Origin of the sequence: Litorimonas sp., assembly GCA_029936425.1 — a bacterium.
Taxonomy (GTDB): Bacteria; Pseudomonadota; Alphaproteobacteria; order Caulobacterales; family Maricaulaceae; genus Litorimonas.
In genome coordinates, this window is record JAPYSU010000114.1 from 1 (window position 1) to 1,399 (window position 1,399).

At 46.2% G+C, this 1,399-nt stretch carries 1 protein-coding gene and 1 pseudogene; both read right to left on the reverse strand.

The window, feature by feature from the left end; all coding sequences use genetic code 11:
• Nucleotides 1-958 (reverse strand): non-hydrolyzing UDP-N-acetylglucosamine 2-epimerase (gene wecB, locus ACN0IC_RS15445; RefSeq protein WP_416879640.1); only part of this gene is annotated, 958 nt, incomplete at its 3' end.
• Nucleotides 959-973: 15 nt separating this feature from the next.
• A pseudogene (locus tag ACN0IC_RS15450) lies at nt 974-1,399 on the reverse strand (hypothetical protein); the annotation flags it as partial.

Consider the following 1,399-nt stretch of genomic DNA (forward strand, 5'->3'; position numbering starts at 1 on the left):
GTTCTGGATCGGCGCCTACAACACAATTCGCACCAACTTCTATCAACTCAATCCATTCAGTCTCGTCTCGCAAAGTCACACATGGCTTTCCGTGAAAATAGGCTTCTTTTTGAACGCCACCTGAATCTGTCGCCACGGCCCTGCAGTTTGCCTCAAGCCAAACCATCTCTAAGTATCCCACGGGGTCGATAGTGTAAACGTTAGCAGGTATCTTTAATCCAATTTCGTCTATTTTTTTTCTTGTTCTCGGATGTAATGGCAATATGATCTTAAGGCCGCTATCCTCTAACCCCTTCATGATACCTTTCATACGGTCATTACTATCGGTATTTTCGGCCCTATGTATTGTACATAACACGAACTCATTCGGAGTAAGCACCAGATCGTTCTTCAAAACGGGTCTTCTGGCGCGCTCCTTGTAAAACATAGCGGCGTCGTACATAACGTCACCGCTAAGGTAAATTTTAGCCTCCTCGATACCTTCGCTAATCAAATTATTTCTACCTGCCCTAGTCGGCGCAAATAATAGCGAGGAAATATGGTCAGTTAATATCCGATTAATCTCTTCAGGCATCTGTCTGTTAAATGAACGAAGGCCTGCTTCGATATGTGCAACTGGAATATGAATTTTTATAGCAGCCAGTGCTGCCGCCAGAGTAGAGTCTGTATCGCCGTAGACCAATATCCAGTCTGGCCTTACGTCTAGCATTGCGGCCTCAAGCTTCTCCAGCATTCTTCCAGTATTTTGACCATGGCTTCCACCACCTATTCCGAGGTTAATGTGAGGCTTTGGTATTTCCAGTTCATCAAAGAAAACTTCGGACATATTTTCATCATAATGTTGCCCGGTATGCACTATTATCTCAGTTATATCCTCACGATGCTTATTGAAAGCTCTGGACACTACTGCAGCTTTCACAAATTGAGGGCGGGCGCCAACTATCGTCATTACTTTCATAAATAATCCTATAAATCAGGAGCCGCTCACCAACCGGCGGTATATTTCAAAGTCCTTGTCACAACTGAAGTACGAATTGTGCCACAGTAGCGTAAACACTCCACCGACCTTTTGGCATCGTTCCTTCAGCTCGCTAAATTTTTTATATGCACGCTCTGTTGAGCCAAGAGCTAGATACCGATCAGCAATAACGGTGCAGTCCATAGCTATCAAAGGTCGAATCCGAAGGCCTAAAAATTCCCCGTTGACGACATCAAATGCAGGGTATTCGTAACAGGTCCCACACCTGAAACCAGGCCTATCGGCATAACTGAGCGTGCTGTCGTAACTCATGCGGGCGTCGTCCCAGGCTTTCAGGGTCACCGCTTGGTCCCAGCGTAAAAAATGCATCCGTCCGCCCCATTTAGCTTGGTCGATCCCCTCCTCCCGACAGACTTCCCG